The 13,768-nt window shown below is 42.4% G+C and carries 7 protein-coding genes; 3 read left to right on the top strand and 4 right to left on the bottom strand.

The window, feature by feature from the left end:
• Positions 1-274 precede the first annotated feature (274 nt).
• From Q0E03_RS03830 to Q0E03_RS03820, 3 genes are all read left to right on the top strand, one after another.
• Complete coding sequence (locus tag Q0E03_RS03830) at positions 275-6,850, top strand: Ig-like domain-containing protein (protein WP_297129689.1); 6,576 nt, start codon at positions 275-277, stop codon at positions 6,848-6,850.
• A 14-nt stretch (positions 6,851-6,864) separates the two neighbouring features.
• Complete coding sequence (locus tag Q0E03_RS03825; protein WP_297129688.1) at positions 6,865-8,262, top strand: hypothetical protein; 1,398 nt, start codon at positions 6,865-6,867, stop codon at positions 8,260-8,262.
• A gap of 98 nt (positions 8,263-8,360) precedes the next feature.
• Positions 8,361-9,563, top strand: a complete 1,203-nt coding sequence (locus Q0E03_RS03820) for a leucine-rich repeat domain-containing protein (RefSeq protein ID WP_297129687.1) — start codon at positions 8,361-8,363, stop codon at positions 9,561-9,563.
• Between the two features lie 70 nt (positions 9,564-9,633).
• Here Q0E03_RS03820 and Q0E03_RS03815 read toward each other — a convergent pair whose 3' ends face one another.
• The 4 genes from Q0E03_RS03815 to Q0E03_RS03800 form a co-directional block, all read right to left on the bottom strand.
• Positions 9,634-10,539 carry a PHP domain-containing protein gene (locus Q0E03_RS03815; RefSeq protein WP_297129686.1) on the bottom strand — a complete coding sequence of 302 codons (906 nt, stop codon included), beginning with the start codon at positions 10,537-10,539 and terminating at the stop codon, positions 9,634-9,636.
• Between the two features lie 121 nt (positions 10,540-10,660).
• Complete coding sequence (locus tag Q0E03_RS03810) at positions 10,661-11,206, bottom strand: nucleoside triphosphate pyrophosphatase (protein WP_367270224.1); 546 nt, start codon at positions 11,204-11,206, stop codon at positions 10,661-10,663.
• Entirely contained in the window at positions 11,206-13,206 is a 2,001-nt protein-coding gene (locus Q0E03_RS03805; RefSeq protein ID WP_297129685.1) for a U32 family peptidase, read from the bottom strand. The genes Q0E03_RS03810 and Q0E03_RS03805 overlap by 1 nt, the downstream gene beginning before the upstream one ends.
• A gap of 65 nt (positions 13,207-13,271) precedes the next feature.
• Positions 13,272-13,628 carry a cell division protein ZapA gene (locus tag Q0E03_RS03800; RefSeq protein WP_297129684.1) on the bottom strand — a complete coding sequence of 119 codons (357 nt, stop codon included), beginning with the start codon at positions 13,626-13,628 and terminating at the stop codon, positions 13,272-13,274.
• Between the last annotated feature and the right edge of the window lie 140 nt (positions 13,629-13,768).

The raw sequence follows: 13,768 nt of genomic DNA, 5'->3' as shown, positions 1-13,768 counted from the left end.
TGCACGACTGAGGGGTTAATTTCGGTAAGTAAAACCCCTCCGCTTCGTTGCATTCAGCACCTCCTCTTACTTCAAGAGGAGGCTTATTTTTTATACAATTAGTAAACTTTGCGTCGTGTTAATGCACAAACTATACAAAAAAAGTTTGTAATTTATGCCGATATAGTAAATGTTGACGAAAAATTATAATCGGTTTATAATATACATAAGACCTTATTTATATAAAAATATATAATAAAGATTCTTACGGAGTAAATTAATGGAGGAAAAATTTATGAAAAGGACTTTTGTTAAAAAAGCCATCAGCATATTCCTTGCTGTGGTAATTTCGATTACGGCTACGTTACCTGCAGTGAGTGCATTTGCAGGCGATGGCGTAGAGGGACAATATGACCTTCAAATTTTTGACGGCGCAACAGACACGGTTATTCCAAGCTATCAAGAGGATGGTGTAACAGAGTATGTTGTTTATATGACAGAGGGTGACGAACGACAATTCACTTACAAATTGATTGACTCGTCATTTCCTGACAACGGTTACGTCAAGTGGTTTTCGGAAGCACCGGCACTTGCAGACGTTGACCAAACAGGTAAGGTAAAAGCATTCGACTCCTCAAAGGGTGCTGTAATCCACCTTTGGATTGACAACGAGGTAAAGACTATTCCGCTTTTGGGCAAACCTCTCGGCGCACTTCTTGAAAAGGCATTTTTCAATGAATATGTTGATATCGACTCGATGGACACAGATGAAATAGTCAAAATTCTTGAGGATACACTCGGCTCAAATTCTTGGATTGCAGAGCAGATTGAATCTTACAAGGGCGAGCTTATCGACTCACTTCGTGAATATCTTGATAAGGTTAACTCAAATGTTCACTGCGTACTTTACAATAAGGACGGCGAAAAACAGGCAGAGGATGTTATCAAGATTGTTGTAAAAAAGTGCGAGGAATGGTACGCTGCTTTCTTGCCAAACGGCACGCACATCACAAACAAGTCACAAATTCCGGACACTGTTGCAAAGGGCGGACAGGTTCAGCTCCACGCAATCACAACACCGCAAAGACTTCATTTTGGCACAGTATATTCCGTAAAATCATCATCAATATTGTCACAGGGCAAGGTTGTCGCAACGGTTGACGACAGCGGTCTTGTTAAGTTCAAAAACGTAGGCACTGCAACCATTATGGTTTCTCCTGACTCGGATGACGTTATTCAGGGCTTGCTCAAGTTCATCAATTATTTTTATGAACTTCAACACACAGGCACTATCGACTCTCAAAAGGCAGCCGATATCATCATCAAGTACATCGGTCTTGATATTAACCGAAATGTACTTGCGGCAATTTTGGACGCTTGTTTTGCAATTTCCGACATTGTCGGTGATGCTGCCGACCCTGTTCAGCTCACGGCAACAGCAGTAAAGCTCATTGCAAACCTTTGCTTGCAGTTTGCATACAATGACACAATCGATTTTACGGTTGTTCCGTCACAGCCGATTAAAAACTTTGACATCGAGGGACTTAACTCGGTTAAGGAAGGTCAGCAAATTCAGCTTGCTCCGACAAATATCGACCCGGCTGTCGGCGACCCGTCGGATATCGTGTGGACATCGGAAAATCCAAGCATTGCTTGTGTTGACAGAGAAACAGGTATTGTAACAGGTCTTGATGCAGGCGGTTCTCTCGGTTCGCTTTCATCACAGAGCGTTGTTATTCACGCAACTTCAACAACAAACAATGTTGACAAAACTCTGAAGATTACCGTAACAGGTAAAACAGGTAAGTACATCTCAAAGGCAGACATCAAGGGCAAGAGCCTTGTCGGCATTGAGGAAACGGAAAACTTCGGCTATACTGTTTATCCAAAGCGTGTAGCGGAGGGCGACAATCTTTATATCAAGTGGGGTATGGTAGGTCCTGAGGACGAGGATGGCAACCCTACATATATTTGGGCAGATGACGAAAATGAAGCGGTAGACCCGCACAATGTCGGCAAGATTGACAGCAAGGGTCATTTCACTCCACTCAACGGCGGCAAGTGCAAAATTGCACTTGAAGTAAAAACAGGATACAGTATTTCTGACGGAAGCTTCTACGAAATCAGTTCATATATCGCCGTTAAAGAGGTGGAAACAGGCGTTCCGGTTGAAAAGATTGACATCAGCGTTACAAAGGCGCTCGGTCTTGGCAATCCGTCAATCGGCAAAAACAAAACCGTAACTATCAACGGTAAAGATTACTATTATTGCACCGAAAAAATCGGACTCGGCAATGCTTACAACGGCAGAGGCACAGCCGTAACAGCAAAGGTTTATCCTGAAAACGCAACCTATCAAAATGTAAAGTGGGTTGTAAACAATTCCAATTTTGACCAAAAGATTTCGGAAGATACTCATACAAACGAAATCACCGTTAAGCCGAGTCACGAAACAACTCAAAAATTCGATGTTTATGCAGTTTCGGCAGACGGCGAGGTATTGTCAAATGTAATCACTGTTTGTATCACAAGAAACTACGCAACAGGAAATAAGATTAACGAGGAATCAATCAATCTCATCAACGGCAAAACAGGTGAGGCAACTCACACAATGACCTTTGACGGCACTTTGGAAAGTTCGGCATATGCTTGCTATGATGCAAACTGGTATTCTACCGATGAAGAAGTCTTCACGGTTGAAAACAAGGGCAATGATAATTCGGACGCTGTTCTTACAGCTCACGATGTCGGCACAGCATTCCTTTATTGCGTATCTGCCGACGGTGCGTATATCGACAAAAAGAAGGTAACCGTAAGACCTGACAAGCAAACACTCAGCGAGCTTGTAAATCTTTGTGAAAAGACAGTAGTTCTCAAAACAAAGTTTAATAAAGATTATTATAAAGACTATTGCAGAAAACTCAGTCTTGCATATATCGTGCTTTATGAAGAAGATATGGCATCACAAAATGTTGTTGACACAACAGCTGCAAATCTTCTTGCGGCATTCACAAAGATTGGCGGATTTGTAAGCATCACAGACCTTCAAATCAAGGGCACAAACGGTGTGGCACTTGACAGCAAGTATGTCACAATTCAGGTTGGTGCAACAAAGAATTATAAGAATTACAGCTATGACTTTGATTACAAGGTTAACCCAAAGGGCGCAATGTATTCAAAGGCAGAGTGGAGCTCATCAAACGATTCTGTTACAGTTGACGAAAACGGTATTTGCCGTCCGTCAGAAAACAAGGCTTGCGCAGCAGACATCACCTGTTCTGTAACGGATTACAGCGGAACTAAGGTAATTGACATTGTTCACGTTGCGTTTGCAAGAACAAAGGCAATCGGCGTTGAAATCAAGCCTAACGAAATCACCGAGGCAAAAATCGGCGAAACCAAAAAGCTTGAAGCACTTGTTAGTCCAAAGAGTGTAATCAACAAGTCCGAAGCTTCTGTCGGAGCTGTTACTTGGCGTTCAACAAACGAAAAAGTATGTACGGTTGACGAAGAAGGCGTGGTATCATTCCTTTACGGAGGCAACGCAAGAGTTGTTGCAACAACAGCCGACGGCGGATTTACGGCAGAATGTAAAATTACAGTAACCACAAACTACGACAAACTCAAACTTTTGTTGAATCAGCTCGACAGCCTTGTTCTTGATGAAAAGAACTACTATCCTGAAACTTGGGCACCATATGTTGCAGAAAAAGAAAAAGCAGAATATATGATTGCAAACAAGGGCTTTTCACAGGAAGAAGTTGACGCACAGTATGAAAAACTCGACACTGCGCACAAGAACCTCAAAAAATATGTAGACATCAAGAGAGTTGAACTTTATCTCGACGGTGAGCAGACTAAGGAATTTTATCAATACGACCTTAACCTCCTCACAGGCGGTTGGAACTACACAAGGGCAAGGCTTGACCTCAAGGTTAGAATTTATCCGAACAATGCTACATATCAAAAAGCAGAGTGGTTCTCGTCAACTCAGGATATTTCTGTTTCGTCTGACGGTGTATGCTCACCAACAGCAAATAAGCCGTGCTATGGCGAAATCAAGTGCGTTGTAACAGACGCGTTCGGCGTGGAATTCTACGACACCGTTTGGGTATCGTTCTCAAAGAATCCGGTTACAGGTATTCGCTTGTCAGATGATAACATCACAGGCTCTATCGGTGAGCAAAAACAAATTTTCGCAACTATTGAGCCGGTCGGTTCTTCGGCACTTCACATCAATGCTGCCGACATCCAGGATTATTATTGGGAGTCGGATGACGAAAATATTGCAACAATCGACAAAAAGACAGGCGTTATTACCTTTGTAAGCGCAGGTTCAACAGTTGTTCGTTGCGTATCATATGACGGCGGTATTTATTCCGAATGTAAGGTTTCAACCGAGGGCGACAGAACAGCTCTTAAAGAAGCTATCCAAAAATACGAAAACGTTGATTATACTCAATACGAATATGAATACGGTATGGCATTCAAGAGCGCTTATGAGCATGCTCTCGACGTTCTTAATGACAAGACAATGAGTCAGGAAGCCATTGATGATGCGACTGTTTCACTCACAACAGCAGGCGAAGCTCTTGCAGCGCATCCGTATATTTCGGTTGAAGCAATCGATGTAAAATACGAAACATATAAGCTTACCGTTACAGGCAAGCCGTCATCAAAGGTTGCAAACGGTACGGTTGGCTCATATAATGCAGTTTCTGTTGACCTCTCAAAAACATACGAGAGCAACAATTCACGAAACAGCGTTGTTCTCACGGCATCCACAGGAACACCGGGTTCAATGTACAAGTCTTTTTCTTGGATGATTGATAAAGTATCAGGTATGAACACTGAGTCGGCAGGTGAGACTCTGACTCTCAAGCCTGATTCGATGTCGTCAAATGCTTGGGCAAAAGTAAGGGCTGTTTATACCGACCACTACGGCAAGACAACCGAGCGTGAAATTTGGATAACAATGGCAGACGTTGTTTGTACGGAACTCAATGTTTCACCTCTTGAACTTAATCTCAAGGGCACTTCGGAGCCTTATCAGCTCAATTTCACAACAAAGGGCACAGGCACAGGCTATATTAAAGACGTAGTATTTGCTTCCGACAATGAAGAAATCGCAAAGGTTTCTAAGGACGGTGTTGTTACTCCTGTAAATGCAGGTGAATGTAATATCATTGTTAAAACTCTTGACGGCGGATATACTCAAAAGGTAGTTGTTCGTGTTACAACCGATTTCAGCGAACTTGCACAAAAGGTTAAGGAATACGAAAAGATTATTGAAGATACTAAGGATACCGACCAATATACAGAGGAATCACGAAATGCATTGATTGAGCAGGTTAACATCTGCAAGGAGATGATTAACGACGGCAAGGCAAATCAGTCCGAGGTTAACGAGGCACTTCGCAAGCTTAACGAAGCATATGGCAACCTTTCAGGCTACATTCCTGCAATCGGCATTAACATTTTCCTCAATGATTCACAAAACGCAATATCCGAGGTTAACCCTGGATTTGTAAGATATAAAGAAACATCGCTCAACGGAGCATCTATCAATTTCGGAACAAAGCTTGTTCCTGAAAACGGTATGTTCAAATCAATCAAGTGGACTTCGTCAAATTCTGCAATCACTGTCAACGAAAACGGTCTTGTAACAAATTCAAGCCTGCTTCCGGGATGTGCAAAGATTACTGCAACAGTAACAAATGCATACGGCGACAGTTATTCAAACAGCGTATATGTTTCATTTGTGAGAAATGCCGTAAAGAGCATTTCGTTTGAAAATGCAAACATCTACGGTGCTCCAAACAAGCAAAAGCAGATTACTCCTGTTTTGGCAAGCGATTCCTCAATTAAGGATATTCCTGCTTCCGTAACGGATTGCTTGTATGAGTCAATGAACACCGACATTGCAACTGTCAATGCAGACGGACTTGTTACCTTCAAGTCACAAGGCAAGACAACAATCAAGGTTACAACTGTTGACGGCGGTCTTGTCGGAGAAGTTCAAGTTCAAACAACTTGGGACACTTCGGCACTTGAAGAAGCAATCCTAAAAGCAAGAGCAATCAATTATCAGGATTATGAATATAAATACGGTATGATGCTTCAAGATGATTTGGCAGCAGCAGAAAGTGTATTTAACAATCCTGATGCTTCACAAGAAGACATTGACGCAGCTTGCACAAAGCTTCAAACAACTATCAGCGATCTTGAATTCCACAAGTTTGTTCTTCCTGTTGTAACTATGACAGCAGACGGCAAGGCTCTTTCAAACGGAATGACTTATGAGTCAATAGCAGATAAGCTTAATATTTCTGTTGCTATTGCAGGCGATATGTACAAGACGTTTGAGCTTGTAACAGAAAACGAAAACAATGTTACTGCCGAGATTAGCGACAAGAAAGACAACATTCTTCTCACAAAGTCTGCCGAAACCGCAACAATCACAATCAATGCAAGAGTTGTTGATGATTACGACAGAGAAACAACATACACCTACAATATCACTATTGTTAACAAACTTATTTACATCACTTCAATCTATATGACTCTTGACGGTCAAAAGGTTGAATCTGTAACAAAGTCGGGATACAAGGCAGGACTCACAGATTTTAAACCGTTCACTCTTTCTTACGGCGTTGATGACATTGGTGCAGCAGCTCCTGTAAAGGTTGAATGGAAGTCAACAAATCCGGAACATGTCACAGTTGATGAAAACGGTGTTGTTAATCTTACTTATAGAGGTAAACTTGCCGCCTCTACCGGAAGTGTAATCAATTCAAATATTATTTGTACTGTAACAAATGCAGACGGCTCAACAGCGTCGGTTAAAATTCCTGTTGTGATTAAAAGATAAGAGGTATACTAAATATGTTAAAATTATATATAAAAAAGAGTATAGCCTCTGTTTTGGCTTTGCTCACATTAGCCACCTGCCTTTCAATAGGCAGTGTGGCGTTTGCCGAGGGCTTGGTTGCCATCAATGAGCAAAACTTTCCTGACAAAACGTTTCGCGATTTTGTTTCTGATGTGTATGACTCAAATGGCGATGGCTATTTTTCAGAAGAAGAGCTTAAACGTGTAAAATTGCTTATGCCAAATGCTTATTTGGGTGATGACGAAAAAATTGTTGACCTCACAGGAATTGATAAGTTTTATAATCTTGAAAAAATCTATTGTGATTCATATGGATTGAAAACACTTGACCTCAGCAAAAACTTGCAGCTCAACACGGTTTCTGTTATGGGTAACGAACTTTCGGAAATCAAAGTGGGTTCTCTCCCGAATTTGGTCAGCTTGAACTGTATCAACAACAGCATCACAAGCCTTGATGTTTCGGGATGTCCGCAGCTTCAGGTTTTAAGAGCAGATATCAACGCCATCAAAAGCATTGATTTGAAGAAAAATTCTGAGCTTACAATTCTCAGCATAGTTCAAAATGAACTTTCCGAACTTGATTTGAGTGCAAACACAAAACTTCAGGAAATCTATTGCACAAAGAATCATCTTGCGGAACTCGACCTTTCGTCAAACACCGCTCTTGAAAAAACATCATCCGATTCAATCGGAAATCAATGGATTGAACTTCCTGCAACGGTAAACGAAGGCAAGATTTCGATTCCGAAAACATTTGCCGATTCTTCAAGAATCATTTCAACAAGCCTCGACACGGTTGTTCAAAACGAGGACGGCGAGGAGAGAGTTCTTGCATATTCAAACGGCGAATTTGTAACAGATGAACTTATCAACATTTCGGGCAAACTTGTTGACCCAAATGAGGAAGCTCAAGACGGCTTTGTTTACAGATACAACACGGGCAATTCAAATTGCGAATTGATGACGGTCAACACCGTTGTCATCAGAAATTTGTATCAGGTCAATTTCTATCTTGACGAAACGAAGAGCGAAAGACTCAGCTACGTTCTTGTAAAATCAGGCGGTGACGCTACTGCACCTGCTGTGCCGGACGCAACAACCTGTAAAAAATTTGTTTCTTGGTCGGAAGACTGCAAAAACGTTAAGAGCGATAAGGATATCTATATTGTTTGGGCAGATGACCACAACATCGTTGGCAGCATCGATTCCAAAACAGGCGATATCGACCTCAAGTGTACAAAGTGCAACAAAAAGACTTTGAAGTTCAATTTTATGGACACGTATAATTGCTTCAAGGGTGATGAAAACTATAATCCTGATGCCGACGTGAATAATGACGGTGTTGTAAACGCAAAGGACTTTGCAATTATTTATAAGGATTATAAACAATAAATTAATAAAAAGTCTTGATTTTTTCGCCTGCAATGAGTATAATCGTTGCAGGCGTTCTTGTTAACGTTTTAGATTTAGATATTTTACGGATGTGAATTATGAAAAACAAAAGGTTAATATGTGTCATTCTGGCTGTTGCAGTGATTATGTCCGGTATTCTCAGCATTAGTTTTACAGCATTTGCAAATACAATTTCATATCAATACGAAGCGGAAACTGCCGTTCTCACAATCAAGGGCAGCGGCGATATGGACGATTATATCGAGTCTGAGTTAAGTTCAAAACGACCTTGGAATAAGTATAAGGACGAAACAAGACATGTTGTGATAAGCAACGGAGTTTCTTCTGTAGGCGACTATTCGTTTGCTCAGTTCAAATATGTTGAGAGCGTTGAGCTTCCGAGCAGCGTGAAGCGCATCGGCACAGCAGCTTTTGCGGGTATAAGCAATCTTACGGAAATCAATGTGCCTGACAGCGTTGAGTCAGTCGGTGATTATGCTTTTGGATATAATGAAAATATGCGACTCACAAAAGGCTTTGTTGCTTATTGTTCAAGCCAAAGCGCTGCGCAGAAGTATTGCTTCAAAAATCAGGTTCCGTTTGAGACACCTTTGCAGGATATGCACGCAACTGCATCTATTTATAACAAAACAAACGAGGTTCAACTTTGGTCGTTTGTTTCGCCTACGGACGGAGAATTGCAGTTTTATTCAACCGGTGAAAAGAACAATGTGGGCTTTTTGTTCGATTCCGAAAATTATGTGTATGGCGAAAAAATTGAGGAATTGATACCTTCTGCACTTGCTTATGGCGATAATTTCAGCAACGGTGATTTTAATTTTAAGATTACATATAACATAGAGGCAGGCAAGAGATATTATCTCGGCACAAAGCTTCGTACGTCTGAAAGCAGCAGTGACGAAAGCCGTTACAGATATGTAAAATATGATGTTTATGCAAAGTTTACTTGTACAAATCATATTTATGAAATCACTTCAACAATCGAGCCGACCTGTGCGGAAAGCGGCTACAATGTTTATTCTTGCATAGGTTGTGAAAATTCGTATAAAGAGAGCATAGCTCCTCTCGGACATGATTTTGCTCCGTGCCATATCGAAAATCACGACATTGTGCTTGAATGTTCAAGATGCGACGCAACAGAAAAAGAACCGTTTATGAATTATTACAACGAGCCTGCAACCGATGAAAACCGCAAGTTTGATGTAAATTCCGACGGAATAATAAACGCAAAGGATTATGCAATTCTTTATAAAAAGGATTTGTGCAAAAGCGAAAAATAAAAGTCAAGGTTGCCCTTGACCAAAACAAAAACGCAGTGAACTTTGATTTTAAAATTCATTGCGTTTGTTTTTATTTATTCTGTTCTGCTTCGAGTGCCGCTTTTTCGGCTGCTGCCTTTTTTTCGGCACGGCGAGCCGCACTCTTTTTGCGAGATTTGTAGCTCATAAGCTTGTCGAGGTGCTCCTGCGGAGTTGAATATGCACCAACCGTAACCGATTGTCTGCCGTATGTTCCGTGGAAGTCCGAACCTCCTGTTTGCAAAAGTTTCTTCTTTTTGCAAAGTGCGATAAGTTCTTCTGTCAATTCGTCGCTGTTTTCAGGAGACCAAACCTCAACGCCGTCAAGTCCGAGTTCAATATAGTCTTCGATTTCGTCACGATTGTTGAACTTGCCCGGATGAGCAAGCACGGCAATACCGCCCGCACCGTGAATTTCGTCAATAACCTCTTTAACGGATGGGTACTTGGTTGGAGCAAGAACATTGTTTTCGCTTCCCGTGTCAAACAGTTGATAATACAAATCTCCAAAAATTTCGTCGGTGTAGCCTGCATCCATAAGTGCGTGCATAATGTGTTGCTTGTAAAGGTTGGTTGAACCGCTTGCGTGACTGATGATGAACTCGCTTGTAACAGGAAATCTTGCCGCAACTTTAAGCATCATAATCTGACCTGCCCTTTTGCGTGCAACGGAAGTCTTTTTGCAAATTCGCTCAAGTCTGTCCGGTGCGTCTGCAAGGTATGATATGATGTGAACCTTTTTGCCTGCTATTTCATCAAATGCACTGATTTCAACACCTGAAATGATGTTGACGCCGTATCTTTTGCCGATTACCTGACCTCTGACAACACCTGCAAGGCAGTCATGGTCGGTGATGGCTAATGTATCAATTCCGCTTTTTTGTGCGATAACTATTAAATCTTCAATGCCAACCGAGCCGTCGCTCAGCTTTGTATGACAATGTAAATCCGCCGCCATAATTTCTTACGGTCTCCTTTCTGTTTTGTACCGTTTTATGGGCACACTATCTGTTTATACTATAACATAAAAATGGAGAAATTTCAACAATAAATCTGTTGTTTCTACACAGAAAAGATTGTTATTTTATTGCCAAAAGCTCCCTTGCGAGCCTGCTTACGGGCAGTCCGACAACGTTGAAGTAGTCGCCGTCGATTTTCTCGACAAGCAGAGAGCCGTAGCCCTGAATTCCGTACGCTCCCGCCTTGTCGGCAGATTCTCCCGTTTTGATGTATTCGTCTATTTCTTCATCGGTCAAATCAAAAAATTTCACCTTTGTTTCAACGGCAAAACTCTTTGCGATGTCGCCCTTGATTACGGTCACGCCCGTAAACACGCTGTGAGCCTTGCCCGACAAAAATTTGAGCATTTCCCTTGCGTTTTCGTCGTTTTTCGGCTTGCCGAGGATTTTGCCGTCAAGCGCAACAACCGTGTCTGCACCGATGATGATGTCGCTGTCGTTTTTGAACGGTTCCGCCTTGATTTTTGACAGATACAAAACTGCATTTTTCGGAGAAATTCCGCTTGGCAAACTTTCGTCAACATTGCTGACCTTTATTTCAAAATTGTTTGTTATGAGTTTGAGCAATTCCTGCCGTCTTGGGCTTTGTGATGCCAAAATTATCATTATTCTACCCCTCTGTATGTCAAGCCTCGTGTGTATTTGCCGTCAAACTGACCGCCTGTTTTGAACAAATTGATGATTTGCTCCACCTGATTTTTGCTCTCGTCGGTGAAGTAAAAATGAATGAAGTCGGTTTTGATTTCCTTTTGTCTGTCACCCATATAAACAGGAACAGGGTTGAGCACCTCAACGCACGGATAAGGCGAACACTTCACCTTGAACTCAAATCCTTTACGGTCGGTGAGCTTGCCTGTGCAACGGGAACAGCCGAGGTGATTTTTAATCGGGCAGTTTCGTGTGAGCATAAGCGGTAAATAACCGTAGCCGATAATTCCCGTGTCCTTTGCACCGATTCGGTTTGCCTGTTCCAGAGTTGCCTCAAATGACAAAATCGGAGAGTTGAAAAGTTGTGCACACTCGCTGTTAAATATGTTCAGTCCAAAGTCGCCGTAAACCTCAAATCCCATTTTTTGGGCAAGCGAATATGCACCGAGGTTTGAGCAAAGCGCTTTTCTGACACCAATTTTTTTCAGATGTTCAAGCCTTTTTGTGAGCTTTTCTTCCATACCGAAAAGTCCTCTCGGAATTTCAACCCCTGCACGGTTGTCCACAAAATCTTCATCCTTGCTCCAAATCGGGATGAATATCCTCTTGAACGGATGCTTGTCGGGAATACTGTCGGGATTCAAAAATCTTGCCGTGTAGTACGGTGTGCAGTTCTTTTCCGCATAGCGGTCTGCCTTGTACGGCATTTGTGTAAACGGCTGAATTTCAACTTTGTCAAGCATTTCAACCGCTTCTCTGCGCATAGAATTGATTACGCTTGCCGGCAAAATCAATCCGTCATCAAGGTCAACCGTGATGTTGTTCAGATAAAATTGTGTGTTGCCGAACTTTGCAAGCCTTGATGTAACGGTTTCTTCGGTCATCGGCTTGTTGATAGCCGTTTCGGGCACGGTGCCCACAACGGTCGCTTCCTTGCCGAGTGCCCTTGCCGTCAGTTCCGCTTTGCGGTTCGCCTTGCAGATAAACTCAATGTCAATCGGCACAAGCGGATTTTCGTTGTCGTAAAGGTGCGATAATTCTTTGAGCACATCTTTTGCCGCCACAACATCCTCTTTTTGACGAGTGCCGAACATATCCTTGCGCTCGCCCGTGAAATATCCGTCCGTAAATCCTGTTCGGGAAAATACGGATTTCAGCGTGTTTTCGTCAGAGGCGGTGTATTCGCCGTCAATCGCCTTTTTGCAAGAAGTGACAGCAGCCGCAACATATTCGGGACGCTTCATTCTGCCCTCGATTTTCAGGCTGACAACTCCTGCCTGCACAATTTCGTTTATGCTTTTGATGAGGCTCAAATCCTTTAGCGACAAGTCACAGCTTCTGCTTGCATCGGCGCTGAAACCGAGCCTGCAAGGTTGTGCGCAAAGTCCACGGTTGCCCGAACGCCCGCCGAGCATTGCCGACAAATAGCATTGACCGCTCACGCACATACAAAGTGCGCCGTGCACAAACATTTCGAGTTCCATATCGGTTGCCTGTCGGATTTCCTTTATTTCGTCAAGGCTCATTTCTCTCGGCAAAACAGCACGAACAAAGCCCATTTTTTCAAGAGCCTTAAAACCCTTCGGCGAATTGACGCTGCATTGGGTTGAAGCGTGCAATCTTGCTGTCGGAAAATGATTGTGTATAATTTTTGCAAGTCCGAGGTCTTGGATGATGAATGCGTCAACTCCGAGCGACAAGCCTGCTTCAACGGTTTTGTATGCAAGCTCCCTCTCGCTGTCTGAAATGAGGATGTTGAGCGCAAGGTAAATCTTGACCTCCCTTGCGTGGCAGTATTCCACCGCCTGCTTCAGTTCTTCAAAGGTGAAGTTAGTTGCGCCTCGTCTTGCATTTATTCCTTTTGTGCCGAGGTAAACGGCGTTTGCTCCGCACCTAACGGCAGCAATCAAGCTTTCCATACTTCCCGCAGGTGCTAAAATTTCGGGTCTTTTGTTCATATCTCTTTTCATCTTTCAAAAAAATTAATGGACACACTCTGCGTCCATTAATCGTAGTTTATGGTTTATTTGCCGTCGCTTGCGTTTTTGCTTCTGAGCGCTGAAAGTTCTCTGTTGAGTCTTTCAATCTCTCGTCTTGCAACATCAACCTCAAGCTTTGCCCTTGCGGCATCCTCGATATAATCCTTGATTTGAACACGCAGGTTGACTGCTTCGCTGTTTGCCTTTTTGCAAGCGTCCGCCTGGTCAAGTGCCACAAGCACGGCACATTGTGTTTGCGAAAGATTTGGCGACTCGTTGGAAATGTTGTGCATTTCCTTGTTGATAAGCTCTCCGAGCTGTTCTACATATTCAGGGTCATCTTCTGTCAAGATGGTGTATGAATTGCCGTAAATTTTCAGAGTAACTCTGTTTTTTTCCATAGTATCACCTTTTTCGTCATAATACTTCAAATTTTTATTCTCTTTTAGTATAACAATTTAATATAAAAATGTCAACAATATAAACCGATTGTGCTTTTGCTTGTTTTTGGGGAAGTGCTGAAAAGGATAAATGAAATTAC

This window comes from uncultured Eubacterium sp., from assembly GCF_934525195.1.
Lineage (GTDB): Bacteria > Bacillota > Clostridia > Oscillospirales > Acutalibacteraceae > Eubacterium_R.
Note: the sequence above shows the minus strand (reverse complement) of the source record. Positions and strands in the feature narration are given on the sequence as shown.